The organism is Streptomyces olivaceus (assembly GCF_000721235.1).
Taxonomy (GTDB): Bacteria; Actinomycetota; Actinomycetes; order Streptomycetales; family Streptomycetaceae; genus Streptomyces; species Streptomyces olivaceus.
In genome coordinates this window covers 113,874-139,787 of the sequence record NZ_JOFH01000004.1, presented here as the reverse complement: position 1 = coordinate 139,787, position 25,914 = coordinate 113,874, and the positions used below count along the sequence as shown (strand labels likewise).

Annotated in this window: 25 protein-coding genes; 12 read left to right on the top strand and 13 right to left on the bottom strand. The window is 73.7% G+C overall.

Features of this window, described 5'->3' with window-relative positions; genetic code table 11:
* Positions 1–158 precede the first annotated feature (158 nt).
* On the bottom strand, positions 159–1,109 hold the full coding sequence (locus tag IG94_RS0106725) for a LysR family transcriptional regulator (protein WP_031032422.1): 951 nt from the start codon (positions 1,107–1,109) through the stop codon (positions 159–161).
* A gap of 104 nt (positions 1,110–1,213) precedes the next feature.
* On the opposite strand from IG94_RS0106725, the gene IG94_RS0106720 reads away from it, so the two are divergent.
* Positions 1,214–2,116, top strand: a complete 903-nt coding sequence (locus IG94_RS0106720; protein ID WP_031032420.1) for an NAD(P)H-binding protein — start codon at positions 1,214–1,216, stop codon at positions 2,114–2,116.
* A 59-nt stretch (positions 2,117–2,175) separates the two neighbouring features.
* Positions 2,176–2,541, top strand: coding sequence for a darcynin family protein (locus tag IG94_RS0106715; RefSeq protein WP_031032417.1), 366 nt, complete (start codon positions 2,176–2,178; stop codon positions 2,539–2,541).
* A gap of 30 nt (positions 2,542–2,571) precedes the next feature.
* Here IG94_RS0106715 and IG94_RS0106710 read toward each other — a convergent pair whose 3' ends face one another.
* Both IG94_RS0106710 and otnK read right to left on the bottom strand, forming a co-directional pair.
* Positions 2,572–3,216, bottom strand: coding sequence for a class II aldolase/adducin family protein (locus IG94_RS0106710; RefSeq protein ID WP_031032415.1), 645 nt, complete (start codon positions 3,214–3,216; stop codon positions 2,572–2,574).
* Positions 3,213–4,541 (bottom strand): 3-oxo-tetronate kinase, encoded by a 1,329-nt coding sequence (otnK, locus tag IG94_RS0106705; RefSeq protein ID WP_031032412.1) that lies wholly within the window; start codon positions 4,539–4,541, stop codon positions 3,213–3,215. The genes IG94_RS0106710 and otnK overlap by 4 nt, the downstream gene beginning before the upstream one ends.
* Positions 4,542–4,758: 217 nt before the next feature.
* Here otnK and IG94_RS0106700 point away from each other — a divergent pair, with 217 nt between their 5' ends.
* From IG94_RS0106700 to rox, 4 genes are all read left to right on the top strand, one after another.
* Entirely contained in the window at positions 4,759–6,171 is a 1,413-nt protein-coding gene (locus tag IG94_RS0106700) for a homoserine dehydrogenase (protein WP_031032410.1), read from the top strand.
* Entirely contained in the window at positions 6,168–7,526 is a 1,359-nt protein-coding gene (locus tag IG94_RS0106695; RefSeq protein WP_031032407.1) for a GntT/GntP/DsdX family permease, read from the top strand. Before IG94_RS0106700 ends, IG94_RS0106695 begins: the two co-directional genes overlap by 4 nt.
* An 85-nt stretch (positions 7,527–7,611) precedes the next feature.
* Entirely contained in the window at positions 7,612–8,406 is a 795-nt protein-coding gene (locus IG94_RS0106690) for a DeoR/GlpR family DNA-binding transcription regulator (protein ID WP_031032406.1), read from the top strand.
* Positions 8,407–8,628: 222 nt separating this feature from the next.
* Positions 8,629–10,119 (top strand): rifampin monooxygenase, encoded by a 1,491-nt coding sequence (gene rox / locus IG94_RS0106685; RefSeq protein ID WP_052410573.1) that lies wholly within the window; start codon positions 8,629–8,631, stop codon positions 10,117–10,119.
* Here rox and IG94_RS0106680 read toward each other — a convergent pair.
* The gene (locus IG94_RS0106680; protein WP_031032401.1) at positions 10,097–11,278 is read right to left on the bottom strand and encodes an anhydro-N-acetylmuramic acid kinase; all 1,182 of its coding nucleotides are present in this window, start codon (positions 11,276–11,278) and stop codon (positions 10,097–10,099) included. The two genes, rox and IG94_RS0106680, sit on opposite strands and share 23 nt — an antisense overlap.
* Before the next feature lie 35 nt (positions 11,279–11,313).
* Entirely contained in the window at positions 11,314–12,888 is a 1,575-nt protein-coding gene (locus tag IG94_RS0106675; protein WP_031032399.1) for a sodium:solute symporter, read from the bottom strand.
* Positions 12,889–13,059: 171 nt separating this feature from the next.
* On the opposite strand from IG94_RS0106675, the gene IG94_RS0106670 reads away from it, so the two are divergent.
* Complete coding sequence (locus tag IG94_RS0106670; RefSeq protein WP_031032397.1) at positions 13,060–14,001, top strand: MurR/RpiR family transcriptional regulator; 942 nt, start codon at positions 13,060–13,062, stop codon at positions 13,999–14,001.
* Between the two features lie 262 nt (positions 14,002–14,263).
* Here IG94_RS0106670 and IG94_RS0106665 read toward each other — a convergent pair whose 3' ends face one another.
* Positions 14,264–15,181 (bottom strand): DMT family transporter, encoded by a 918-nt coding sequence (locus tag IG94_RS0106665; protein ID WP_043483036.1) that lies wholly within the window; start codon positions 15,179–15,181, stop codon positions 14,264–14,266.
* Positions 15,182–15,266: 85 nt separating this feature from the next.
* Between IG94_RS0106665 and IG94_RS0106660 the strand changes: the two genes are divergently transcribed.
* Positions 15,267–15,767 carry a MarR family winged helix-turn-helix transcriptional regulator gene (locus tag IG94_RS0106660; RefSeq protein ID WP_372459471.1) on the top strand — a complete coding sequence of 167 codons (501 nt, stop codon included), beginning with the start codon at positions 15,267–15,269 and terminating at the stop codon, positions 15,765–15,767.
* A 63-nt stretch (positions 15,768–15,830) separates the two neighbouring features.
* Here IG94_RS0106660 and IG94_RS0106655 read toward each other — a convergent pair whose 3' ends face one another.
* A complete protein-coding gene (locus IG94_RS0106655) occupies positions 15,831–16,295 on the bottom strand; it encodes a GNAT family N-acetyltransferase (protein WP_031032389.1) in 465 nt (154 codons plus the stop codon).
* A gap of 22 nt (positions 16,296–16,317) precedes the next feature.
* Positions 16,318–18,003: an RICIN domain-containing protein gene (locus IG94_RS0106650; RefSeq protein WP_031032387.1), complete on the bottom strand. Its 1,686-nt coding sequence runs from the start codon at positions 18,001–18,003 to the stop codon at positions 16,318–16,320.
* A 119-nt stretch (positions 18,004–18,122) separates the two neighbouring features.
* Here IG94_RS0106650 and IG94_RS0106645 point away from each other — a divergent pair, with 119 nt between their 5' ends.
* Both IG94_RS0106645 and IG94_RS0106640 read left to right on the top strand, forming a co-directional pair.
* Positions 18,123–18,989 carry a GNAT family N-acetyltransferase gene (locus IG94_RS0106645; RefSeq protein ID WP_031032386.1) on the top strand — a complete coding sequence of 289 codons (867 nt, stop codon included), beginning with the start codon at positions 18,123–18,125 and terminating at the stop codon, positions 18,987–18,989.
* Between the two features lie 58 nt (positions 18,990–19,047).
* Entirely contained in the window at positions 19,048–19,656 is a 609-nt protein-coding gene (locus IG94_RS0106640) for a DUF998 domain-containing protein (protein ID WP_031032385.1), read from the top strand.
* A gap of 39 nt (positions 19,657–19,695) precedes the next feature.
* On the opposite strand, the gene IG94_RS0106635 is transcribed toward IG94_RS0106640, so the two are convergent.
* The 3 genes from IG94_RS0106635 to IG94_RS0106625 form a co-directional block, all read right to left on the bottom strand.
* The gene (locus IG94_RS0106635; RefSeq protein ID WP_031032383.1) at positions 19,696–20,079 is read right to left on the bottom strand and encodes a hypothetical protein; all 384 of its coding nucleotides are present in this window, start codon (positions 20,077–20,079) and stop codon (positions 19,696–19,698) included.
* Entirely contained in the window at positions 20,079–20,318 is a 240-nt protein-coding gene (locus tag IG94_RS0106630) for a hypothetical protein (protein WP_031032382.1), read from the bottom strand. The genes IG94_RS0106635 and IG94_RS0106630 overlap by 1 nt, the downstream gene beginning before the upstream one ends.
* A gap of 101 nt (positions 20,319–20,419) precedes the next feature.
* Complete coding sequence (locus IG94_RS0106625) at positions 20,420–21,355, bottom strand: LysR family transcriptional regulator (protein ID WP_031032381.1); 936 nt, start codon at positions 21,353–21,355, stop codon at positions 20,420–20,422.
* Between the two features lie 135 nt (positions 21,356–21,490).
* Here IG94_RS0106625 and IG94_RS0106620 point away from each other — a divergent pair, with 135 nt between their 5' ends.
* Positions 21,491–22,810 carry an MFS transporter gene (locus IG94_RS0106620; RefSeq protein ID WP_078892186.1) on the top strand — a complete coding sequence of 440 codons (1,320 nt, stop codon included), beginning with the start codon at positions 21,491–21,493 and terminating at the stop codon, positions 22,808–22,810.
* On the opposite strand, the gene IG94_RS0106615 is transcribed toward IG94_RS0106620, so the two are convergent.
* Positions 22,702–24,153: an amidase gene (locus IG94_RS0106615; RefSeq protein ID WP_031032377.1), complete on the bottom strand. Its 1,452-nt coding sequence runs from the start codon at positions 24,151–24,153 to the stop codon at positions 22,702–22,704. The two genes, IG94_RS0106620 and IG94_RS0106615, sit on opposite strands and share 109 nt — an antisense overlap.
* 155 nt (positions 24,154–24,308) lie before the next feature.
* Here IG94_RS0106615 and IG94_RS0106610 point away from each other — a divergent pair, with 155 nt between their 5' ends.
* Positions 24,309–24,896, top strand: a complete 588-nt coding sequence (locus IG94_RS0106610) for a TetR/AcrR family transcriptional regulator (protein WP_031032375.1) — start codon at positions 24,309–24,311, stop codon at positions 24,894–24,896.
* Positions 24,897–24,900: 4 nt separating this feature from the next.
* Here IG94_RS0106610 and IG94_RS0106605 read toward each other — a convergent pair whose 3' ends face one another.
* Positions 24,901–25,794 (bottom strand): LysR family transcriptional regulator, encoded by an 894-nt coding sequence (locus IG94_RS0106605; protein ID WP_031032372.1) that lies wholly within the window; start codon positions 25,792–25,794, stop codon positions 24,901–24,903.
* Between the last annotated feature and the right edge of the window lie 120 nt (positions 25,795–25,914).

Genomic DNA, 25,914 nt, shown 5'->3' with positions numbered 1-25,914 from the left:
TAATGGTGTCGCCTATTTCTGAGTGGGATGGATGGATGTGTGTTGCGCTGCAAGCCGAAACGCGCTGCGCTGACTGTTCTTTATGGTGGTGAGCCATCCACGCGGGACAGTTCATAGACCCATCGTGAGCGAACATGTTGCCTGTGTCGGAGCGAGAGTCAGTCGCACAGCACCCTGCGGACGGCGCCGCGCAGCCAGTGGTGTGCGCCGTCGGCGGTGTGCCGGGGGTGCCAGGCCATGCCGATGGCCACGGGCGGCAGCGCCAGCGGGATGTCGAGGAGGCGCAGGCCCAGGGCCGAGGCCTGCTCGGTGAGCGGACTCGGCGGGGCCCCCGCGCCCTCCGGCACGGCCGGGACCAGGGCGACGGCATCGGTGCGGGCGGCGAGGGACAGCGCGGCCAGGTGGCCCGGCAGGACGACGGCGACCCGGCGGCTCAGGCCGTGTTCGGCCAGAGCGACGTCGACGGGGCCGTCGAACCTCCCGCGACGGCTGACCGCGACGTGCTCGGCTGCCGCGAACCGGGCCGGGGTCATGGGCCCCTCGGTGAGCGGGTGGCCGGGCCGGACGGCCGCCGTCATCCGCAGGGCGACGAGGTCCTCGACCCGGGTCTCCGGATCCACGTGGTCGATCGCCCCGACTTCGAGGTCGACCCGGCCGTCCCGCAGGGCCGGTCCGGCCTCCAGCTCCTCGGCCCGGAACCGCAGCGACACCCCGGGCGCCTCGCGTGCGGCCAGGGCCAGCAGACCGGCGGCGAGGGCGGCGCCGACCAGGTCGGCGGTCTGGAGTGTGAAGGTGGAGCGCAGCGTGGCGGGGTCCACGCCGGCGGCCGGCGTCAGGAGGGCGCCGAGCCTGCGCACCACGGAGGCCGCCTCGTCCCGCAGGGCGAGGGCACGCGGGGTCGGCACCATGCGCTGCCCGGCCCGGACCAGCAAGGGGTCCTGGAGAAGACGGCGCAGCCGGCCCAGGGTGCGGCTCATGGCCGCGGGGGAGGTGTGCAGGCGGGCGGCGGCCCGGGTGACGCTCTGCTCGGCGAGCAGCACGTCGAGAGCGACGACGAGGTTGGCGTCGATGACCGGCGACACCGGTTCCACGCTGTTCACCAGCATCATTCCATTCGTGACAACAATCCCTTGCTGAAGTTCCCATTGTGGCAACACCTCGCGGCTCCACAGGATGAGGGCTCATCGAAACGGCACGGACCAACGAGGTGTTCATGATCGTCATCACTGCTCCGACCGGGAACGTCGGCCGTCGGCTGCTGCCGCTGCTCCTGGACTCCGCCCCCGCCCGCGGCGAGGCACTGCGCGTGATCGTGCGCGACCCGGCACGGCTCCCCGACGCGGTGCGCGAGCGCGTCGAGGTGGTCACCGGCTCGCACGGCGACCCCGCGGTCGTCGACCGGGCCTTCGACGGCGCCGACGCCGTCTTCTGGCTGGTCCCGCCGGACTCCTCCCGGACCCCGGACGAGGCGTACCTGGAATTCACCCGCCCCGCCGCGAACGCGCTGGCCGCGCACGGCGTCGGCCACGTGGTCGGCGTCTCCGCCCTCGGCCGCGGCACCCCGGTCGCCGGCCGCGCCGGACTCGTCACCGCCTCACTCGCCATGGACGACCTCCTGGCGCGCTCCGGCGTCGCCTTCCGCGCGCTGGCCTGCCCGTCGTTCTTCGAGAACCTCCTGGAGGACGCCGACGCCATCCGGGACGAGGGCCGGTTCACCGACACCGTCGACGCCGACCGCAAGGCCCCCCTCGTGGCCGTCGCGGACATCGCCGCCGTCGCCGCCGGGCTCCTGCTCGACCGGTCCTGGAAGGGCACCGGCAGCGTCCCGGTCCTCGGCCCGCAGGACCTGTCGCCCAACGACCTGGCCCGCATCATGACCGAACAGCTCGGACGCCCCGTCCGCTACGAGCGCCAGGCGCTCGCCGACCTGCGTGCGGCCCTCGCCGGCCACGGCCTCGACAAGACGTTCGTGGAAGGCGTCGTCGACATGAAGCGAGCCAAGGACGACGGCCTCGACGCGGGTGTCGCCCGGACCCCGGACACCGCCACCCCGACCACCTTCGCGCACTGGGCCGCCGCAACCCTCAGGCCCGCGGTCCTCGCCGGGACCCGATGAAGCCCCGTCCGGACAGCCCCACTGCGCCGGCCCCCCTCCACCCAGGACAGGAAGCAACCATGCCCGCAGAGACCGCCCAAGCACCGGTCACCGCGTTCATGCTCGTCAAGACCACGCCCGAATGGCTCGCCATGACGGTCGAGGAGCGAGTGCGCGCCTTCACCACCGAGGTCGTCCCCGCCGTCGAGGCCGGGACCACCGGTGTCCGGTCGCGCTTCTACGACACGGAGTTCTACTCCGCCCGGGTCACCGACGTCTGGGTCTGGGAGGCGGAGGACCACCGCGCCTACCAGCTCCTCGTCGACGCCCTGCGCGAAACCCCGTTCTGGGACCGGTACTTCGAGGTCGTCGACCTTCTCGTCGGCACCGAGAACGGCTACGCGCGCACCTACGGGGTCGAGGCGGTCACCAGCATCTCGACCTGAACCCCGGCGGCCCGCCCGCACGGGACCGGGTCAGTGCGCCGGCTGCCAGGGGGTGCCGTACTTCCGCGCCAGCGCGGTGGCCTCGGCCGGTGTGAGATGGCGTACCGGCTGCTCTCCCAGGAGCAAAAGGAGCGCCGAGGCCTCCTCCACCTCGATCGCGGCCTCGGTCGCCGCCCGCAGGGACGTGCCCGCGACGACCGGACCGTGGTTCTGCAGCAGCGCGGCGCGGCACGGGAAGGTGAGCAGCTCCAGGTCCGAGGCCTGGGCGGGGTCGCCGGGCGGGGCGTAGGGGAGCATCGGTATCTGGCCCACCCGCATGACGAAGTACGGCGTGATCGGCGGCAGTGCGCTGCGCTCGGACCAGGGGGCGCGGCAGGAGACCGCGGCGGCGTGCCGGGAGTGCAGGTGGACGACCGCGCGGGTGGCGTGCTCACGCCGGTAGAAGGCCAGGTGGAGCGGGTACTCCTTGGACGGCGCCGGGCCGTCGAGGTGGTTGCCGTCGAGGTCGAGCACCGACAGGCCGGCGGGGTCCAGCGCCGCGAGGTCCGTGCCGGTCGGGGTGACCAGGACGCGGTTGCCGTCCCGGGCGCTGATGTTGCCCGAGGAGCCGGGGCTCAGCCCGAGCCCGGCCAGGTGGGCCGCCGCCGCGACGAGTTCGTGTTCGAGGGCGGTCATACGAGCTGCTCCCATGCCTGCGTGAAGATGTCGGTGCCGCCGAAGTTGCCCGACTTGAGGGCGAGGTCGACGGTGTGGGCGGTGCCGGTCGGGCACACCTCGGTACGGGCCCAGGCGACGCCCGGGGCGATGGGCGCCCCGATGGCGAGCGTGCGGGCCCGCAGTGCCGTGACGACCGCACCGGACGTCTCTCCGCCCGCCACCAGGAGCCGGCGCGCCCCGGCGTCCACGAGTGCCGTCGCGCAGGCGGCGAGAGCCCGTTCCACCAGTGACGAGGGCGGCTCCGTTCCGGGCGGGGTGTCGGTCTCGACGTCCTCGGGCGTGGCGACGGCGTAGATCAGGGGCGGTGTGGCGGGGTCGCCCTCCCAGCACTCGCGCACGAACGCGGTCAGGCCGTCCACCGCACTGTCGAAGTCGGCGCGCAGCCGGGCCAGGTCGAGCCGCCGGTGCGGCAGGCTGCCCAGCGCGTCGGCGACCTGCGCGCGCGTGGCGGCGGAGGCGCTGCCCGCGAGGACCACCCCCGCGTCCCCCGGACGCGACGCGGGACGGGCGCGGGCCTGGTCGGGATGCGGGCCGGTCAGGCCCACGGCGAGCCCGGCGGCGCCGGTCACCAGGCCGAAGTCCTCGGTGGCGGCGGAGACGGTGCGCAGGTCCTCGTCGTCGACGGCGTCCACGACGGTGAGCGCGTCGGCGTGGGCCGCTTCGCCCAGGGCCGCGCGGAGGGCGTCCGTGCCGGCCCGCACCGCGTCCAGGCCGACACGGGTGACCGCGTGGTCCGTCTGCGGGCGCAGCAGCCGGTCGACGCGGGAGTCGAGCATCGGCGTGAGCGGATGGTGGCGCATGGGGCTCTCGTCGAGCAGGTCGTCGTGGACGAAGAGCCGCCCCCGGTACACCGTCCGCCCGGTTGCCGGGAAGGACGGCACGACCACCGTGCGCCGCTCGCCGAGCTCCGCCAGCAGGGCGTCGGTCACCGGTCCGATGTTGCCGCGGGGTGTGGAGTCGAACGTCGAGCAGTACTTGAAGTAGAAGCGCCGGCAGCCGATCGCCCGCAGGGCGCGCAGTGCCCTCACCGAGTCCTCCACCGCCTCCGGCACGGGCGCCGTTCTCGACTTCAGGGCCACCACGACGGCGTCCGTGTCCGCCCACCTGCCGGACGCGTCCGACTCCGCGGCGGAGTCGGAGCCCGCAGGTGAGTCGGAGTCCGCGGGGGAGGAGACCGCGTCGGCGCCGACCGCGACCACGGTCCGGAAACCGCGGGCGACCAGCATCGTCGCAAGGTCGGTCGCGCCGGTGAAATCGTCTGCGATGGCCCCGAGGGTCGGCATCAAGTGCTCCTGCGTTGCTGTCCGGGTTCCTGGTGCGGCCGACGGCCACCCGTGATGATCTGTGAAATTATGTTACCAGACTTTACCCAGATGGGATCTGGTGATACACGTTGTTCATTCGCTGCTTCTAGAACGCGCGTCCCACAGCACTCCAGTCGCCCGTCGACCGCGTGAGAAGCCCCAGTCACGACCTTGCGCGCTCATTCAGGAGGGCCTCATGAACCTGCATCACTTGTTCGCCGACAGCGGCGGCCGGACGGTGCGGTACGCACTGTCCGGGGCCGGTGGCGGATTCGCGCGCACCCTCCTGGCCCAGAGCCGCCGGCTGCCCGGGCTCGTCCCGGCGGTCCTGTGCGACCGCGACCTGCCCAGGCTGCGCGCGATGCTGGACGGACTGGGATACGACGCCGCGCTGCCGGCCGAGTGCCCCGACGCCACCGCCGTCGCGGAGACCGTCGCGCGCGGCGGCATCGCCCTCGTCGCCGACGCCGCCCTGCTGACCGCGGCGCCCTGGGACATCCTCGTGGAAGCGACCGGCAGCCCCGCGGACGGTCTCGCCATGGCCGAGGCGGCGCTGGCCGCCGACCGCCATGTCGCGATGGTGAGCAAGGAGGTCGACTCCGTCGCCGGGCTCCACCTCGCCGACCTCGCCGCCGCCCGCGGCCTCGTCTACACCACCGCCGACGGCGACCAGCCCGCCAACCTCATCGGCCTGGTGACCTGGGCCGAGCTGCTCGGGCTCGACATCGTGGCGATCGGCAAGTCCACCGAGTACGACCTCGTCCTCGACCCCGAGGCCGGGACCGTCACGCAGCTGGACACCACGGTGCCCGCCCCTCAGCTCGCCGGGCTGCTCACCCTCGGCGACGACGTGCGCGCCACCCTCGACGCGCGGGCCGCGGCCGTCGCCGACCTGCCCACCGGAGCCACCGCCGACTACTGCGAGATGGCCGTCGTCGCCAACAACACCGGCTTCGGCCCGGACACCGAACGCCTGCACTACCCCGTCGCCCGCATCGCCGAACTCGCCGACGTCTACCGCCCCCGCGAGGAGGGCGGCCTGCTCGCCCGCGACGGAGTCGTGGACGTCTTCAGCGCCCTGCGCCTGCCCGGCGAGGCCTCCTTCGCCGGCGGCGTCTTCGTCGTCGTGCGCACCGACGACCCGGTGACCTGGGAGACCCTGCGCGAGAAGGGCCACGTCCTCAGCAAGGACGGCAAGTACGCCGCGATCTACCTGCCCTACCACCTGATGGGCGTCGAGACCCCGGTCAGCCTGCTGTCCGCGGTGCTGCACCACCGCCCCTCCGGCGGCACCGACCCCCGCTCGTACGCTGTGCTCGCCGGCCGTGCCCGCACCGACCTGCCCGCCGGGACCGCCCTCGCCATGGGCGGCCACCACCACGACGTCACCGGCGTCCAGGCCGTCCTGCTGCGCGGCGAGGAGGCGCCCGACGACATCGCGCCCCTCTACCTCGCCGCCCACGCCACGCTCGCCCGGCCGGTCGCCGCCGGCGAGCCGATCCGGGTGGCCGACCTGGCCGACCCGGACCCGGGGCTGCTGGGCGCCTGGCGGGCCGGACGCGCCTCGCGCGGCTTCCCGGCCGGCACGGAAGGAACACCCGCCGCATGAGTACCGACCTCCAGCACCTCCTGCTCGGGGCCGCGGCCGTCGTCGTCCTGGTCCTGCTGATCACCAAGACCAAGCTGCACCCCTTCCTCGCGCTCGCCCTCTCCGCCCTCGGGCTCGGCGTCGCGTCCGGCATCGCCCCGGTGCGTGCCGTCGAGGCCTTCCAGGACGGCTTCGGCGACACGCTGGGCGGCAGCGGTCCCACCATCGGTCTTGGCACCCTGCTGGGCGGCATACTGCTCGGCTCCGGCGGCGCCGACCGCATCGCCACCGTGTTCATCGGCTCCCGGCCGGTGAAGTGGATCCCGGCGGCCATCACCGCCGCGGCCCTGCTGATCGGCATGCCGCACCTGTTCGACGTCAGCTTCGTCATGCTGGTGCCGCTGGTGTACACCGTCGCCAAGCGCAGCAACACCCACCTGCTCTGGGTGGGCCTGCCGATGGCCGCCGGCCTGTACGTCTCGCACGGCCTGCTGCCGCCCCACCCCTCGCCGACCCTGGCCGTCTCCGCCTACGGTGCCAACACCGGCCTCACCATCCTGTGGGGCCTGGTCATCGGCATCCCGATGGCCGTGCTCACCGGACCGGTGCTGACCAAGGTCATCAGCCGCTGGTTCGGCCCCGCGCCCGACCTCGACCGCGGCCCGGTCCAGTCCGTCAGCACCGAGCCGGAGCACCGGCGCAAGCCGGCCTCCTTCACCCTCGCGCTCATCACCGTGCTGCTCCCGCCGGGCCTGATGCTCATCGGCACCCTGGGCACCGCCAACACGGCCGAGGGCACGCTGCCGTACCAGTTCTTCGACGCCTGCAACTCCTCCGTGCTGTCCCTGCTGGCGGCCGTGATCTTCGCCTTCTTCGCCCTCGGCGTACGGTCCGGCTTCGGCCTCGGCCAACTGCAGAAGATGGCGTCCAAGGGACTGGCTCCGGTCGGCGCGATCATCCTGATCCTCGGCGCCGGCGGCGGTTTCAAGGCGATGCTGACGGAGACCGGGATCGACCAGCTCATCTCCGACTACGCGGTGGACTGGGCGATACCCCCGCTGCTGCTCGGCTGGCTGGTCGCCGCCCTGCTGCGGATCTGCCTCGGCTCGGCGACCGTCGCCACCGCCGCGGCCACCGCCATCGTCGCGCCGCTGCTCAGCGCCTCGCCCGGCACCTCGCCGGAACTCATGGTGCTGGCCACGGCGTCGGGAGCGGTGATGCTCTCCCACGTCAACGACTCCGGGTTCTGGCTCTTCAAGGAGTACTTCCAGCTGTCGGTGGCGCAGACCTTCCGCACCTGGACGCTGATGCTGTCCATCCAGTCGCTGATCAGCCTCGGCGGCGTGCTGCTGCTCAGCACCGTCGTGCACGGCTGACCCCGCGTGCCGGTGGTGGTCCGTCCGGGGCCACCACCGGCATGATCATCGGCTAACGTCAACACGGTCGAAGGGAGACCGGACCATGACCTCGGACGGCGAGCACCCCCCGCTGATCCCCGATCAGCGCCGCGAACAGCTGCTCAAGCACCTCAGGCGCGACGGCGTGCTCAGCGTGCAGCAGATCACCCGGCTGCTCGGCGTCTCCCACATGACCGTGCGCCGCGACATCGCCGAACTCGAACGCGGCGGCCTGGTGTTCTCCGTCCCCGGCGGAGTCCGCATCGCCAGCACCATCAGCAGCGAACCGGGCTTCCTCGACAAGTCGGAGGTCGAGCAGCCGCAGAAGCAGGCGATGGCGGCGGAGGCCGCGCGCCTGGTCCAGGACGGCATGACCGTCTACCTCGACGCCGGCACCACTCTGCTCGCCATGGCGCCCGCACTCGCCCGGCTGCCGCACCTCACCGTGGTCACCAACGACTTCACCACCATCGGCCGGCTGATGGACGCCGAGAACCTGGAACTCGTGCACGTCGGCGGCCGCGTCGACGTCTCCAACCGCTCCAGCGTGGGCCGCCTCGCCGCCGACACCCTGCGCCGGCTCGCCCTGGACGTCGCCTTCATCAGCACCAGCTCCTGGGACCTGCTGCGGGGCACGACCACTCCCTCGGAGTCCAAGGTGGACGTCAAACAGGCGGCCATGGCCTCCGCCGCGCACTCGGTGCTGGTGGCCGGCTCCTCCAAGTACGGCACCTTCGGCCGCTACCGTGTCGCGCCGCTGACGGCCTTCGACACCATCGTCACCGACGCCGACCTGACGGATGCCGCGGCGGAGGGCATCCGGGCCGGCGGCTCCTCCCTCGTTCTGGCGCGGCCCTGACCAGCGACAGCAGGAGCGGGCAGCAGGAACGACCAACGTGAGCCGGCGACAGGAACGGCAACAGAGAAGGCAGAAGGAACACTCTCCTCCCGCCACTCTCAACCTATAGCGCACGGGGGGCCTTGCGGCAAGGGCCCGTCCGTGGCGCAGAATCGTCGCCCTCGGCCGCCGCCCGCGCACGGCGGGCGGCCGCACCTGACGATTCCGCACCATGGGGGACTCATGATCGACGTGCTCGTCGTCGGCGCCGGACCGACCGGCCTGATGCTCGCCGGTGAACTGCGCCTGCACGGCGTACGGGTTCGGGTGCTGGACAAGGAGACCGAGCCGACGCGGGTGGTGCGCTCACTGGGCCTGCACGTGCGCAGCATCGAGGTGATGGACCAGCGCGGCCTGCTGGAGCGCTTCCTCGCCCACGGCCGGCGACACCCCGTCGGCGGGTCCTTCGCCGCGATCGACAAGCCCGCGCCGCGGGAACTGGACACCGCGCACGGCTACGTCCTCGGCATCCCGCAGCCCACCACCGAGCGCCTGCTCGCCGAGCGCGCCACCGGACTCGGCGCCGAACTCGCCCGCGGCCGCGAGCTGGTCGCGCTCGGCCAGGACGACGAGGGGGTGACCGCCGGACTCGCCGACGGGACCCGGCTGCGCTCCCGCTACCTCGTGGGCTGCGACGGCGGCCGCAGCACGGTGCGCGGACTGCTCGGCGTCGGCTTCCCCGGCGAACCCTCGGGCACCGACACGCTGATCGGCGAGATGCGCGTGAGCGCGGACCGGGAGACGGTGGCCGCGCTGGTGACCGAGATCCGCCGGACCCACAAGAGGTTCGGTGTCGGGCCCGTCGGGGACGACGTGTACCGCGTGGTCGTGCCCGCCGACGGCGTCGCCGAGGACCGGTCGGCCCCGCCGGCCCTCGCGGAGTTCAAACGGCAGCTGAGGGCCTGCGCGGGCACCGACTTCGGCGTGCACTCGCCGCGCTGGCTGTCCCGGTTCGGCGACGGCACCCGGCTGGCGGAGCGGTACCGGACCGGCCGGGTGCTGCTGGCCGGAGACGCCGCGCACACCCACCCGCCCGTCGGCGGACAGGGTCTCAACCTCGGCGTCCAGGACGCCTTCAACCTCGGCTGGAAGCTGGCCGCCGAGGTGAACGGCTGGGCGCCCGGGGGACTGCTGGACACCTACCACGCGGAACGGCACCCGGTCGCCGCCGACGTGCTGGAGAACACCCGGGCCCAGATGGAGCTGCTGTCCACCGGGCCCGGCCCCCGTGCGGTGCGCCGGCTGCTGGCGGAACTGATGCGGTTCGAGGACGTCAGCCGCCACCTGACCGAGAAGGTCACCGCGCTGGACGTCCGTTACGACTTCGGTGCCGGACACGCACTGCTGGGCCGCAGGATGCGCGACGTCGAACTGGGCCGGGGACGCCTGTACGACCGGATGCACTCCGGCCGGGGACTGCTCCTGGACCGCACCGGCCGGCTGTCGGTGACGGGGTGGTCGGACCGGGTCGACCACGTCGTCGACGAGGACCCGGAGGCGGCCGTGCCCGCGCTGCTGCTGCGGCCGGACGGCCACGTGGCCTGGGCCGGCGACGGCCAACGGGAGCTGGACGAGGGGCTGGACGAAGGGCTGGCGCGGTGGTTCGGCGCGGCCGGCGGCCGGCCCGCGCCGCACGGGCCCGGTGACACCGTCACACCAGGGGCTCGTCGGTGACGTGGAGCAGCCGGGGCGGTGCGGCGGCGGGTTCGGGCAGGAGCAGGGGCGCGTGGCCCGGGGTGAGGGAGCCGAGCAGTGTCGCCCGGCGCGCCCCCGTCCCCGAAGGGACCGCGCCGGGCAGCCCGTTGACCGTCAGGAAGCCCAGCAGGGCGAAGGCCAGCGCCTCCTTCGCATCCGGGGGCAGCCCGAGCGCGTCGCTGGATCCGAGCGGTACGCCGGGCAGTTCCCCGGCGAGCATGTTCATCAGCACGGGATTGTGCGCGCCGCCGCCGGAGACGACGAGCCGCGTGACTCCGTGCGCACGACAGGCGTCGGCCACCGTGACGGCCGTGAGGCGCGCCAGGGTCGCCAGCACGTCGTCGGGCTCGGGTACGGGCGCCGCGGCGAGCGCGTCCAACAGGTAGGGCAGGTGGAAGAGTTCCTTGCCGGTGCTCTTGGGCGCCGGCCTGCGGTAGTACGGGTCGGCCAGCAACACCCGCAGCAGCGCCTGGTCCACCCGGCCCGCCGCGGCCCGGCGCCCGCCCTCGTCGTACTCGCAGGCACCGCCGGTGAAGTGCCGTACGGCGGCGTCCATCAGGGCGTTGGCGGGCCCGGTGTCGAACGCCGACGGCGCCGTGCCGGGGGCGACGACGGTGACGTTGGCGATGCCGCCCAGGTTGAGGGCCGCGGGGACGCCGGGCAGCGCGGACAGGGCCAGCACGTCGGTCATGGCCACCAGCGGAGCACCCTGGCCGCCGGCCGCGACGTCGGCGCTGCGCAGGTCGGAGACGACGGGCAGACCGGTCGCCTCCGCGATCCACGCGGGCCGGCCGAGTTGCAGGGTGCCGCGGACGGTGCCCTCCTCGACCCAGTGGTACAGGGTCTGCCCGTGGGAGACCACCAGGTCGGCGGTGCCGTCGCACAGTTCCCGCACGGCCCGCACCGCCACCTCGGCGAAGGCCTGCCCGACGCCGGTGTCCAGCTCGGTGACGGCCCGGACCGTCGTGGCGGACGGCGGCAGAGCGCCCGCGATCAGGTCGCGCAGGCGGCCCGGGTAGGGCGCGGAGAGGTGGCCGAGCGGGCGCATCCGCAGGACGTCGCCCGCGAGCACGAGGTCCGCGGCGGCCGCCTCGACGGCGTCGTAGGAGGTGCCTGACATCAGGCCGATCACACGCAATGGCTTCTCCTGCCGGAGGTCGGGCGGGGGCCTGGTCACTTCCCGTCGGCCGACGAGGCCGACAGCCGGTCCGGCCCAACAGTCGGTTCCTCGTCCCGCGGAGCGGCGTCCCGCGGTTCGGGCGCCCGGTGGAACAGGCTCAGCACCCCGCCGACCACGAGGGTGATCAGCACACCGATGGGCACCAGCCACTGCGCCGCGATCGCCTGCGGCACCGCGGTCCCGCCGCTCGTGACGTCGATCTTCACCGCGCGCACGATGTAGGTCATCACCCCGAGGGTGACCAGGAAGGCCACGATCGAGTCGGTCTCGTTCGCGCGGCTCACCAGCCGCCCGAGGAGGAAGGCGCCGAGCAGGGCTCCGTAGGTGTAGCCGGCGATGGTCAGACCGGTCAGGTACACGTTGCCCGTGCTCTCGCTGAACGCGCAGGCGAAGACCGCCATGAGCGTCGCCCACACCAGGGTCGTCCAGCGGGCGAGCCTGAGCAGGAACTCCTCGGACGGCGTGGTGCGGAAGAAGCTGTGGATGATGTCGGCGACCGTCGAGTTCGACATGGAGTTCAGCGCCGACGACAGCGAGCCCATCGCGGCGCCCAGGATGCCTGCCACCAGCAGTCCCGACACCACGACGGGCAGCCCGTGCAGGATGAAGTCCGGGTAGAGGTTGTCCGAGCTGGACAGCCCCAGCTCCGAGAAGGACTTGCCCTGGTTGTACGACCACAGCAGCGCGCCGACCAGGGAGAAGGCCGCGAACTGGATGGTCACGAAGACACCGGAGGCGATCATGGCCTTCTGGCCCTCGCGCAGCGTCCGGGTCGCCAGCACACGCTGGACGATCAGCTGGTCGGAGCCGTGCGAGGCCATGGCGAAGATGGCGCCGCCGACGATGGCGGTGGGGAGGGCGAACGGGCTGGTGAGGATGTGGGCCGGGTCGAAGTCGGTGTCGAAGAGCGCGAACCGTCCGGCGTCCAGGGCGCGCGCGTAGCCCTCCCCGCCGACGTGCGCGGACAGCACCGCGACGGCCAGGACCGCGCCGCCCAGGTAGAGCACCATCTGGATGGCGTCGGTCCAGATGACCGCCTTGATGCCGCCCAGGTAGGTGTACACCACGGTGATCAGCGTGAGCACGATGATGATCACCCGGTAGCTCGCGTGCACGCCGAACTCGTCCAGCAGCAGCTTGATCGGGATGGCCGACGCGAACAGCCGGACACCCTCGGCCAGGAGCCGGGTGAAGACGAAGGTCACCGAGGCGAGTCCCTGCAGCTTCAGCCCGAAGCGGTCGCCGAGGTACTGGTAGGCGCTGACGAATCCGCCGCGCTTGTAGAGCGGGATCAGGACCGTGGCGACGACGACGCGTCCGACGACGTAGCCGAGGGCGAGTTCGACGTTGCCGAAGGCCTGGCCGCTGTAGGCGCCGCCGGGAACGCTGATCACCGTCAGCACACTCGTCTCCGTGGCGACGACCGAGAAGGAGACGGTCCACCACGGCATGTGGCCCTCGCCGACGAAGTAGTCCTTCGACGACTTCTGCCGGCCTGCCTTCCGCAGGCCGATCCAGGCGATCCCGATCAGATAGACCACGATGACCACGAGGTCGAGCTGGCGCACACTTGCTCCTAGTCACGGGCCGGTGGGGTCGCCGGCGTGGGGAGAGGCGGTCCGAGTATGGGAACGCCCTCCTCCGGATGTCAACAAGTGACGTGCGGTGAGGCGGTACGTAAATTTTTGACCAACCAGGGTCGCCCCGTTAACGTGTGCGCACCACACCCAGGAGGGGCCATGGTCCGTCAGCCGCCGTCCGGTCCGCCGGACCAGTCCGCCCACGACGCCCCGCCCGCCGACATCCTGGCGCGCGTCCGGGCCGCCCGGCCCTCCCTCGCCCCCTCGGAACGCCGGGTCGCCGACGCCGTGCTGGCCGACCCCGGGCAGGTCGCGGAGCTGTCCATCAACGCGCTGGGGGAGCGGGCGAGCACGTCGGCGGCGACCGTGATGAGGTTCTGCCGCACCATCGGCACCGGCAACTACCCGCAGCTGCGCCTGGCGCTGGCCGCTGCCGCAGCCCGCGAGCACGCCCGGGGCGGCGAACGCGCCACGCAGGGCGCCGACATCAGCCCGACGGACCCGCTGGACCGGATAGTCGACAAGATCATCTACAACGAGGTCCGGGCGCTGGAGGACTCCGGTGCCGCCCTCGACGTCGAGGCGCTGGGCCGGGCGGTCGACGCGGTGGCGAAGGCCCGCAGGATCGACATCTTCGGCGTCGGCGCCAGCGCCTTCGTCGGCCAGGACCTGCACCAGAAGCTGCACCGCATAGGCCACCTCGCCTTCGTCTGGAGCGACCGGCACGCGGCCCTCACCGCGACGGCCCTGCTGGGTCCCGGCGACGTGGCCGTGGCCGTCTCCCACTCCGGGGAGACCGAGGACACCACCGAACCCCTCCAGGCCGCCGCCGAACGCGGTGCCACCACCATCGCCCTCACCAACGACGCCGCCTCCACCCTCGCCGCGGCCGCCGACCTGGTCCTGACGACCTGCGCCCGCGAGACCCCGTTCCGGTCCGGCGCCACCGTCAGCCGCATCGCCCAGCTCGCCGTCGTCGACTGCCTCTTCGTCGGCGTCGCCCAGCGCTCCTACGACGCGGCGACCGACGCGCTCGAAGCGACCTACGGAGCCGTGCAGCGCCGCCGGCGCCCTACCCGCCGCGCCCGGTCCGGGACCTGACGCCCCGGCGCACCGCCGCCCGGCCGGCCGGGGCGCGGCGGCGGGCCTGCTCCACGGCCCGGTCGGGGCAGTGACGTCGCGGGCGCCGTGGTGCCGTCTGCCGCTGACGAAGAAGGCCGGCGTGCCCGACACCCCGCCGAGGCCGGCAAAGTCCACGTCCCCGGCGTTCCTGCGGGCACCCCGCCGACGCGCCAGGTCCCGCCGGAACACATTCACGTCCAGGCGGATCTCCCGTGCGTGCCGCACCAGGTTCCGCTCGTCATCAGTCCGCGAGGCCGCCCGGCCGGCCCGCCGCCCGGGTCTGCGGCGCCTTCCCCGTCCTCCCGCCGGGTGCGGCGGTCCGCGGGCGGCCGCAGAGGACGGCGGCCAGGACCAGCACCATGCCGGCCACCTGCGGCACGCCGAGTCGCTCGTCGGCGAGTGAGAGGCCGAGCAGGACCCCGGTGACCGGGTTGAGCAGGCCCAGGAGTCCCACGGTCCCCGCGGAAAGGCGGCGCAGGCCGGTGAACCAGGCGAGGAAGGCGAGGGCGGTGGCGACCAGCGAGGTGTAGGCGTACGCCGCCACGGCGGCACCGCCGACAGGGGGCGGCGCTCCCTCGGTGGCCGCCGCCAGGACCAGCAGGACCAGGCCCCCGCAGGTGAGCTGCCAGGCCGTGACGGACAGGACGCCCGGCCCGGAGTCCCACCGCTTGCTCAGCAGGTAGCCGGCGGTCGAGACGAGCATGGCCGCCACGGACGCCAGGATCCCGGCCGGTCGCGTCTGCGCACCGGGCCCGCCCAGCATGAGCACCACTCCCGCCGGTCCGACCGCCGCCGCCACCAGGTGCGCCGGGCTGGGCCGTTCGGCGAGCAGGAGCCAGGCGCCGAGCGTCAGAGCAAGCGGCGACAGGGCCATGACCATGGACGCCGTGCTCGTGGCCAGGGTCTGCGAGGCTACGTAGACGAACACGAAGAAGGCGCTGGTGTTGAGGATTCCGAGGGCCGCCGAGCGGCCCCACCAGACGCCTCGCGGCCGTTGCCGGGCGGCGAGGAGCAGCAGGCACCCGGCGGGCAGCGCGCGCAGCGCCGCGCCCCAGAGAGGCTGGTCGGCCGGGAGGAACTGCCGGGTGACGTAGTAGTTGGCGCCCCAGGCGACGGGGGCCACGGCGGTCAGCGCCGCCCAGCGAAAAGAACCTTCCATGGAAGTCAATATAGCTTCCGTAGAAGGTATATTGGCCGTCGTGGCAGAGACCAGTACTCCGGCCGGCCTTCCGGCGCCCGACCGCATCGCTTCCGTCCAGGCCGCCTGGCGGCGGGAGCGGCCCGACCTCGACGTCGCTCCCCAGGCCGTCATCGGCCGGCTGCACCGGCTGGCCGCGCTGCTCACCGAGGAGTTGTGTGTCGTCTACCGCCGCCATGGACTCGGCGAGGGCGACTTCGACGTCCTGGCGGCCCTGCGCAGGGCCGGTGACCCCTTCGAGCGGGCACCGGGCGAGCTGGCGGCCCACACCATGGTCACCACGGGGGCGATGACCAAGCGGATCGACCGGCTGGAACGGGCCGGTCTGGTCACACGGCGCCGTGCCACCGGGGACGGACGGGGCCGCGTCGTCGCGCTCACCCCGGCCGGGAGGGAACTCATCGACCGGGCCTTCACCGAGCACATGCACAACGAGCACCGGCTGATGAGCGCCCTGAGCCGGGACGAGGCCGCCGCCCTGGAGGCCCTGCTCACCGCCTGGCTGGCACGGGTCGAGCACGGCGGCGGACCCGGTGACGGGGCCTGAGAGCTGAGGGGGGGGAGGGGCGGCTGCGCCGCTGCGACGGTCCCGCTCCTGCCTCTTCGCGGTTCAGCCGATCGTGCGGCGGAAGACCTGCCGGGAACCGCCCTCCGGTCCTGGGGCCGCGGCCTCGCCCGCGACGAAGCCGAGGCGCTCGTAGAACGCGCGTGCTCCGCTCGCGGACGCTCCGGGATGATCGGCGCCGAAGGTGACCACCTCGACGGCGGCCGGGCCGCGCACCCATCTGCGGATCGCGTCGTCCATGAGTGCGCGGCCGACACCCGTACCGCGCGACTGCTCGCCGACGACCAGCCAGTGGACGTGGTGCGTCCGCGTCCCCGTGCCGAAGAGCAGACCGCCGGCGAGACCTCCTCCCGCGGCGGCGGCCACCAGCGCCTGCGACCGGCGGAGGTGGTCCGCCAACGCCGCGTGGAAGCCGGCGTCCTCGACCATGGGGCCGAACCAGTGCTCGACCTGCGCGGCCAGTGAGAGGAAACCCGGTACGTCCTGCTCCCCGGCGAGTCTGACGGTCATCCACACAGTCTCGCAGTCCGGGTCAGGCCTGCTGCAGCCGCCAGACCTGCGGCTGCAGCCCGTTGCACGTCCACTGCTGGACGTTCGCGCCCGGCTCCCGCGATCCCTGCGCGACGTCGAGGCACTGCCCACTGGAACGGGCGACGAGCCGGTAGTAGCCCCGTCCCACGTTCTCCAGCCGCCAGTCCTGCGCCGCCAGTTGGTTGCAGTACCACTGCCGGACGTTCGCACCGGGCGCGGCGGAGCCGTTCTCGACGTCCAGGCAGTGCCCGCTGTTCCGGCCGGTCAGCGTGAAGTGGCCGCCGTCGCGGGCCCGCAGCGTCCACTCCTGCGGGGCGAGCCCGTTGCACGTCCACTGCTGGACGTTGCCCCCGGCGTCCCGCGAGTCGGCGGCGACGTCCAGGCACTGCCCGCTGCCCGCGTTCACCAGCCGGTACCCGGCGCCGTCGGCGACACCCGCCGCGTTCCCGCTCCCGGTGACGCTCCCCGTCGCGAAGTACGCCTTGCACACCGTGCCGTCGTAGTCGGTGGCGATCTCCAGGACGCTGCTGCCGTCGGCCGACGGCAGCAGCGGGGAGCTGTAGTTCTGGCAGGGGTTCACCTCGGGCGCGGGGACCGTCACCGGTGCCTCGATCTCGTACCAGGGACCGCTGCCGCCCTCCGTGTTGGCGAGGATCGTGCGTCCGCTGTCCGCCGCGACCGTGCCGTCCTTGTTGAGGAGCCGCTGGCCGATCAGCAGCAGTCGGCCGTTCGGAGCGCCGTCCGGCGACGGCGCCCAGGCGATGGTCGGCGCGGCGCGGAAGTACTTGCCGTCCACGGTCTCCGGACGGTACCCGAGGAAGGTGGGGTCTCCCCAGTTCCAGCCGTCGGCCGAGGTCCTGAAGTGCACGACGCACTGGTACTGGCCGCCGGGGTTGCAGATCTCGTAGCTCATGAAGTAGGTGCCGTCCGGCAGTTCACGCACCACCGGCATGCCCGGCCGGTCCTCCGACCAGCCGCTCGCCACGGTGTCGTGGTGGTCCTGCCAGTGGACGCCGTCGTAGCTGCGCGCCGCGACCAGTTTCTGACTGTGTCCGGCGTCCGTCTCGTCGGCGTAGTGGCAGACCAGCGCGCCGTCCGCGGCGACCGAGAACTCCGGTTCCCACAGGCCGCCCGTGCCGTTCGCGACGGCGCACGAGGACAGGTACGACCAGGTGCGCCCCACGTCGTCGCTGCGCCAGATCCGCAGCGCCATCCGGCGCTCCTGCTCGCTCTGTCCGGCCGACGACGCCCACAGCAGGGTCCCGGCCCGCAACGCGCCCACCTGCCGGGGCAGTTCGAACAGCGTGGCGCAGCACAGCCCCTGGCCGGCCGCCGAGTCGGGGTCGGCGACCCGGCCGACCTCGCGGAAGGTCGCGCCGGAGTCGGTGCTCTCGTGGATGGCGCCGATGCCGTTGTCGCCGTCGAACGTCACGACGCTCGCGAGGACACGTCCGTCGGCCGCGCCGTTGTGCTCCAGCCGAACGGCGCGCGGGTACAAGCCCGTGTCGTCGCGCAACGGCGTTCCGGTGGCCGCGGTGGCCGCGGGGGCGGCCTCGGCGGGCGCGGCCTGCGGGGCACCGGCGGCCGTCGCCGGCACGGCCAGTGCGACGCACAGGGCGCCGGTCAGACCGCACAGCGCGGCACGTGCGGACACACGTCTGAAGAGGTGGTGCAGGCGGGAGATCACCACGGCCTTCCTTCCTGGGAGGACGCTGGGGGGGGGAGGGATCCGCGTCAGGTTAGAGCCGGATGTACATCGATGTAAACAGGCGTGACGGCGCCCGGAGTTCCTGGTGCAATGGAGCGATGCGGACCACGCTGAGCAGACCCGGAGTCGACGGACTGGACGCGGCCGCGGGCGCGCTGCGCGCGTGGCAGGACGAAGGGGTGCCCTGGCAGCTGCACCCCGGGGACATCGGCTGGTTCCGGCGGTTCGGAGCCGAGGCGACGGCCGCCGCGGTCCGCACCTGGGGCCGGGACGGCCGGATCCTCGCCGTCGGACTGCTGGACGGCCCCCGGCTGTTGCGCCTGACGACCGCGCCGGACGCCCGCCGGGACGAGGAGCTGGCCCGGGTGCTCGCCGAGGACCTCGGTGACCCGGGACGCGGCGTCCTGCCGGAGGGGGCGGCGTACGCCGAGGTTCCCGCGGACGCGCTGCTCCACGACACGCTGACCGGGAACGGCTGGGGCACCGACGAGTCGTGGACCCCGCTGCGCCGCGACCTCACGGAGCCGGTCGGGGATCCGGGCGTGCGCGTCGAGGTGGCCGGCCCGGAACACGCGGAGGTACGGGCCGCCGTGCAGCGGGCGGCGTTCGACAACTCGTCCTTCACACCGGACCGTTGGCACGCCATGGCGGCGGGACCGCTCTACACCGACGCCCGCTGCCTGGTCGCCCGGGACGCCCGGGGCGAGGCGGTGGCGGTCGTCACGGTCTGGTCCGCGGGCCCGGGCAGGCCCGGACTGCTCGAACCCATGGGCGTCGCCCGGGAACACCGCGGCCACGGGTACGGCAGGGCGATCACCGTCGCCGCGGCCGGCGCACTGCGGCGGATGGGTGCGTCGAGCGCCGTCGTGAGTACCCCGAGCTCCAACACCGCCGCAGTCGCCACCTACCGCTCGGCCGGGTTCGAGCAGCAGCCCGAGACTCGCGACCGGCGCCGGGACCCCTGACGCCGGCGCCCCGCGTGGGGGCGCTGGGGGAGGCGACCGGGCGATCTACTGTGGCCCGATGCGACTTGTCCCCAAATGGGCCCTGCTCTCGTCGGGGTGCGCGCCCGTCGTGCTGGTCGGAGGCTGGACGGGCGCCGCTCTGTTCGAAGGACCGTCCTACGATCCCGTCACCCAGACCATCAGCGTCCTGGGGGCGTACGGAGCTCCCGGCTTCTGGGTCATGACACTGGCGTTCGTCGCTCTGGGCCTCTGCCACCTGCTGACCGCCTGGGGGCTGCGGGCCGCCGCCACCGCCGGCCGTGCCGCGCTGGCGGGCGGCGGACTCGCGGCGCTGGCCGTGGCGGTGCTGCCCGCGCCGAGCAGCGGGGGGTCGTTGCGCCACGGTGCGGTGACGGTGGTCGGGTTCACGCTCCTGGCCGTGTGGCCGGTCCTGGCCGTCAACGGCGGTTCCGCGGCTCCCTGGGCGCTGCGGCTCGCACCCTCGCTCGCGGTGACGGCCCTGATGGCGGCGGGCGGAGCATGGTTCCTGGTCGCGATGGGCCGGCACGGGGACGCCGGGATCGCGGAACGGGTGGTGACGTTCGTGCAGTCCCTGTGGCCCCTGGTGGTCGCCGCCTCCTGCCTCCGCCACGCCGCGGAACGCGACCGGACCGCCGTCCCCGGATAGCCCGCCGGGCCGTCCGTGGAGTCCGGGGAGTCCGGGGAGTCAGATCCGCCAGGAGCGGAGCACGTCGGCGATGGCGTAGATGCTCAGCCGGGTCTCACGGACCTTCCTGATCAGCTCGGAAAGGGCCCCGTAGGGCGGGTCGATGCCCTCGCCGGACTGGTCCATGTACTGGCCGGTGACGAAGGCCGCGAACAGGCTGTTGCGGTGGGGGAGCGGTTCGAGGCGCACGACGGTGTGCAGCAGGGCGGCCGCCCGCCACGCGGGGTCGGGGTTGGACGTGGCCAGCGTCGGCATCCGGGTCTTGTGCCGCGCGACGGCCGCCACGAGTGCCGAGTAGTCGGTGACCGACACGTCCTCGCTGCCCAGGGCGGCGTCCTGGACGTCCAGGAGCCAGGGGACGTCGATGTGCAGTGGCTCGCTCATCAGGCGGCGCTGACTCCTCCACCGCGCTGGGACGGGGGGATCTCGTCGGGGAACGCCTCGTCGAACTCGGCGCGCAGCCGGTCCGCCCACGAGGCGGCGCCGACGACGAACCGCTTGCGCTGCATCTCACGGACACCGAGGTCGTGCATGTACTGCTTCAGGCTCTTGCCCTCGGCCGCCGCGGCCGCGCGCACGCCTTCCATCTCGTCCTCGGTGAAGGTCACATTGAGCGATGGCATACCCGCGATGGTACCTACTCGGTACCTACGTGCGCGACCCGGCCCGGCAAGAGGCGCGTGGACGGCGCCCACCGGCGCGTACCGGCGGCGACCGGTGGTGATCAGCGCGGAAGCACCCAGCCCGGTCGCCAGGTCCCGGCCGCGTCGTGCCCGGCGCCGGTGGCGGCCAGGTGGGCACGGAGCGTGGCCAGCGCGGGGTGCGGGTTGTCGCGGTGCCACAGGAGCGAGTGCGGGTAGACGGGCATCGGGTCCGTCACCGGAATGCGGCGCAGCCCGTGACCGGCGGGCCAGACGAGCCGGGTCCGCTCGCTCATGAAGGTGGCCAGGGCCGGGGTGTCGGCGACCGTGTCGATGAGCACGTCGGAACCGAAGTTGGGCCCGGTCGCCTCGATGGTGAGGCCGAACTCGGCCACGAGGTCGTCGTAGTACGCGCCCCACTCGGTCCCCGGCGCGATGCCGGGCATCCAGATCCGGTGCCCGGCCAGCTGGGCGACGGTCACCGACCGGGCGGCCGCCAGGGCGTGGCCGGGGCCGGTGAGGAGCTGGAGCGGCTCGTCCAGCACCCTGACCGACTCGATGTCCTCGGGAAGCGGCCGGCCCGGCATGGCGACGGCCCGGAAGGAGGCGTCGATCGTGCCCGACCGGAGGGCGGCGAGCGCCGTCTCGATGCCGAAGAGCATCACCACGTCGAGGTCGGTGCCGGGGTACGCGCGGTGGAAGTCGCGCATCAGTCCCGTCGCCGCACCGCGGGAGGCGATCACGTCGACGCGCAGCGGTCGGCGGCCGGCGCGCACGGAGGCGACCGCGCGTTCGGCGACGCGCAGCAGTTCCCGGGCGTGCGGCAGGAATGCCTGGCCGTCGATGGTGAGTTCGGCGCCGCGGGGCGTGCGGGCGAACAGGCGTACCCCGAGACCGTGCTCCAGCGCGGCGACCCGCTTGGACACGGCCTGCTGGGTGACCCCCAGCTCGGCGGCGGCCTCCCGGAACTGCCCCGCGTCGGCGGCGGCGACGAAGGTCCGGACGGTGTCGAGATCCATGGCGGCACCCTAGCGGTACAACCTCCGGTTGTGGCTCGGCGGCGCTGCGGTTGTTTGATCTCGGGGCGGGGCGCTCGCTTTGATGCTTCCGGTCGCGGACCGGTTGTACGAGGCGGCGGACACAAGGGGTGGAACATGGGGGACGGGCACCGCCTGGGGCGGCCCTTCGACCGGCTCTGGGCGGCGTACGGGACCAGTGCGCTCGGCACGTGGCTGGCCTTCGGGGCGTTCCCGCTGATCGCCATCGAGGTGCTGCACGCCGGACCCGCCGGGGTCGCGGCCATTTCCTCGGCCGGAGCCGCGGTGGGCGCTGCCGTGGCGGTGCCGCTCGGCCCGTGGGTGGAGTTCCGCCGCAAGCGGCGGGTGCTCGTCGGGACGGACCTGGCGCGCTTCGCCGCGCTGCTGACGGTCCCCGCCGCCCACCTGCTCGGCGTGCTCACCTACGTACAGCTCCTGCTGGTCTCGGTCGTCGTGGCCGCCTGCGACATCGCCTTCCGCGCCGCCTCCGGCGCGTACCTGAAGACGCTGCTGCCGGCCGAGGACCTGCTCGTCGCCAACTCCCGCTTCGAGACCACCACCTGGACCACCACGGTCGTCGGACCGCCGCTGGGCGGCGCGGCGATCGGGCTCCTCGGGCCGGTGGTGACGGTGGCGGCCGACGCGTTCAGCCACCTGCTCTCGGCGCTGGCCGTCGGGACGACGGGCGGGCAGGAGCCGTCGCCCGCCCGACCGATGGGCGAGCGCCTGCGGGCCGGGGACCTGACTGACGGCTGGCGGCACCTCGTCGCCGACCCGGTGCTGCGCCCCCTGTTCCTCAACACCGCCCTGTTCAACGGCCTGCTGATGGCGACCACACCCCTGCTGGCGGTACTGATGCTGGGGCGGTTCGGCTTCGCGCCGTGGCAGTACGGCCTGGCCTTCGCCGCGCCCTCCCTCGCCGGGCTGCTCGGCGCGCGGCTGGCCGGTCCCCTCGTGACCCGGTACGGACAGCACCGGGTACTGGTCGGGGCCGGGGCGCTGCGCGCGGTCTGGCCCGTGGGACTGGTCTTCGTGGGGCCGGGGACCGCCGGGCTGCTGCTGGTGATGGGCGTCGAGCTGGGGCTGATCTTCTGCTGCGCGGTCTTCAACCCGGTGCAGGCCACCTGCCGCCTCCGGCGCACCCCGGCCGACCGGGTCGCCCGCACGCTGACCGCATGGTCGGTGACGACCAAGGCGTCGACCGCGTTCCTCACCGCCGGCTGGGGTGTGCTGGGCGGTGTACTGGGCCCGCGCACGGCCGTCGGCCTGGCCGGTGCCCTCCTGCTGGCGACGCCCCTGCTGCTGCCGCGCCGCGCCGTGGCGGCCTCCTACCGGCCCGAGTCCGCGCCGGCCCGGACGCCGGGGGTGCGGCCCGCCCAGGGCAGCGCGCGTTCGAGCTGGCCGGCGAGGCGGAAGAGGAGGTCCTCGCGCCCGTAGCCGGCGGCGAACTGCATGCCCGCAGGCAGCCCGGTCGCCGCGTCGGCCGTCACCGGCACGGACATGGCCGGCGTGCCCGCCACGTTGCACACCGTCGTGAACGGCGAGCGGTCGAGGAGGCGCTCGATCCAGCCGGCGCCGTCCAGCGCCTCTCCGCCCTCGGTGTAGGCCCCGAGCGGCATCGGCAGCTCCGGGAGGGTCGGGGTGAGCAGGACGTCGTACGTGCCGAAGTACTCCGCGAGGCTCCGGGCGACGGTGTTGCGGACGGTGAGCGCGGCCAGGAGCCCGGGTCCGGTCACCTCCTGCCCGTAGCGGTACGCGGCCAGGGTCGGGGCTTCCAGGGTGGAGGAGTCGACGGGCCGGCCCAGCGCGGCGGCCAGCGCGTCCACCGTGGCGGTGAGGTTCGCGGTGAACACACGGGCATGGGCCCGTACGAACCCCTCCCAGTCGGTCCCGAGACCGACGGCGGTCTCCTCCACCCGGTGACCGAGGGATTCGAGCAGCCGCACGGTACGGGTCAGGGCGTCGGCCACCGGGGCGGTGGTGCGGCGCCCGCCCCAGGCCTGGGCGAGGACCCCGACGCGCAGGACCCCCGGAGGGCGGGTGACCTCCTCCAGGTAGGGACGGTCGGGCCGCGGTGCCGCGTAGGGGTCGCCCGGCTCCGGGCCCCCGATGACGTCGAGCAGCGCCGCGCTGTCGCGCACGGTGCGGCTGAGGCCGCCCTGCACGGCCAGGCCGCTGAAGACCTCGTCCGCGTCGGGGCCCATGGAGACGCGGCCGCGGCTGGGCTTCAGCCCGAAGAGCCCGTTGCAGGAGGCGGGGACGCGCAGTGAACCGGCGGCGTCGGTGGCATGGGCGAGCGGGACCACCCCGGCGGCGACGGCCGCGCCCGAGCCCCCGCTGGACCCGCCCGCACTGCGCGTCGGGTCCCACGGATTGCGCACCGGCCCGTACAGCGCCGGTTCCGTGGTGATGCTGTAGGCCAGCTCGGGGGTGGCCGTCCGCCCGAACGTCACGAGTCCGGCGCGGCGCAGCCGCCGCGTCAGGAAGGAGTCGGCCGGGGCGACGAGCCCGGCCGCGAGGCGGCTGCCGAGTTCCGTCCGCCGCCCGGCCACGGCGACTCCGATGTCCTTGACCAGGAAGGGGACCCCGGCCAGCGGGGAACTGCCCGGCACGGGCGCGTCGTCGGACGGCCAGGTCTCCACCACGGCGTTGACCCGCCCCGCGACCTCCGCCGCGGCCTCCCGGGCGGCCGACTCCACCTCCGCCGCGCTCACCTCGCCGTCGGCCACCAGCCGCGCCAGGCCGACCGCGTCCTGGCGTACGTACTCGGTCACTTCCACTGCCACTCCTCAGAGACGGGAACACACCACTCGGTGATACCTATCAGTCCCACACGATACCGCTCGGTATTGTGTGGGACGGACTGGTACCGTAACAGGGGTGCGGGCGCCCCGGCCGACCGGGCGCCACGGAACCGGACGCCACGGAGGAGTCGATGACAGCGCCCGTCAGAAGGCCGAGCAGGGTGGCCAAGCTGCCACCGCGCGAGCGCATCCTCGACGCGGCCGAGGAGCTCTTCCGGAGCGAGGGGATCCGGGGGGTGGGCGTCCAGGCGATCGCCGAGCGGGCCGGGACCACCAAGATGGCGATCTACCGGCACTTCGGGACCAAGGACGAGCTCGTCGCCGAGTGGCTGCGCATCGTCGCCGCCGACTACCAGGCAGCCTTCGACCGGGTCGAGGCCGACTTCCCGGACCGCCCCCGGGAGCAGATCCTCGGCCTGGCGCGCTTCATCGCCGAAGGGCTGCCGGCGATCTCGCACCGCGGCTGCCCCTTCATCAACTCCCTGGCCGAACTGCCCGACCGCTCCCACCCCGCCCGGCAGGTGATCGAGGAGCACAAGGCCCGTCAGACCCGCCGGCTCACCGGCATGTGCGTACGGGCCGCACTGCCCGACCCCGAACAGGCCGCGGCGCAGATCACGTTCGTCCTGGAAGGCGCGCAGGTCAGCACGCAGAACGGCAGCATCGACCGGGCGGGGGAGCGCCTGATGAGCATCGTCGAGGGCATCGTGGGCCGTTAGCCCCTCACCGGGCCGAGGCGATCGCCCGGGCGACGGCCGTGACGGCCGGGGCGGGACGGCCGGGAAGTCGCGCCACCAGGATCCGGCGGATCTCCCTGGGTACGCCCCCGACGTGCACGAGGCCGACCCCGGGCGGCAGCAGCGGCGCCATCCGCAGCGGTACGGTCGTGACGCCGAAGCCGCCCGCGACGAGGTGCAGCTTGGTCAGCCAGTCGCGGGCCCGGTGGGCGACGCGCGGCCGTCCCGGCAGCCCCGGCCAGACGCCGAGCAGCGGCTCGGCACCGGACGAGGGGGTGGCGATCCAGGGCGCGCCGACGAGTTCGTCCGCGGACACCTCGGTACGGCCGGCGAAGGCCCCGGTCGCCGGGACCGCCACGACCAGTTCGGTCTCCTCGACGGTTTCGAGGTGCAGGCGCGGCGACTCGCCGTCCGTGGGACGGTGCGGCGGACGGGACGTCAGCACCGCGAGGTCGACGGAGCCCGCCCGCAGGGCCCGGATCAGACCGGGTGTGGTGCCCTCGCGTGTCGTGACCGCGACCTGCGGGTCGGTCGCCGCGAGCCGGGCCAGCGCCGCGGGCAGCAGCAGGGCGCCGGCGCTCAGGAACACCCCGAGCCGTACGGGTTCGGGCGGTGCGTCGGCGCCGCCGATGTCGCGTTCGGCCGCCGCGACGGACTCCAGGATGGTGCGCGCGTGCCGCAGCAGGGCCAGCCCCGCGGCGGTGAGCCGGACGCCGTCCGGGTGCCTCTCGAACAGCACGACGCCCGCGCTCCGTTCGAGCGACGCGGCCTGGCGCGACACCGCCGACTGCGTGTACCCGAGGCGGGCCGCCGCCGCGGTGAAGCTGCCCGACTCGGCGATCTGCCGCAGGACCCGCAGGCCCGTACTGGTCACATCCATGCGCCCCATGCATACCAGCCGCGGAGCACCGGCGGGTCGCGCATGGCGCGCCCGGTGCCGCCGACGGCCGCCGCCCGAGGCCCGCACACCTGCGGCGGACCGTCCCCCTGCGCGCCGGGA